1 pseudogene is annotated in these 308 nt (G+C 61.4%); it reads left to right on the plus strand.

Going from position 1 to position 308, the window contains the following annotated elements:
* A pseudogene (locus CIC12_RS00975) lies at window positions 1-308 on the plus strand (YadA-like family protein); the annotation flags it as partial.

Here is a 308-nt window from a genome sequence, read left to right on the forward strand (position 1 = left end):
GTCAACGTCGCCCAATTGAACATGGTCAGCGATCAGAACACAGCCACTGCTGCAAAGCTCAACGGTGCGCTCGTGTATGACCAGAACCTCGACGGCAGCCTCAACCGTAACAGCGTCACCCTCGCAGGCGATGCGGCAAGCGGTGGCACCGTCATCCACAACGTTGCGGCGGGTGTCGCCAACACGGATGCCGTCAACGTCGCCCAATTGAACACGGTCAGCCAACAGGGCGATGCCAACGCCGAGAAACTCGACGGCGCACTGATGTACGACCGCAATGCCGACGGCAGCGTCAACCGGGACAGCGT

This window comes from Paraburkholderia sp. SG-MS1 (assembly GCF_012275575.1).
GTDB lineage: Bacteria > Pseudomonadota > Gammaproteobacteria > Burkholderiales > Burkholderiaceae > Paraburkholderia.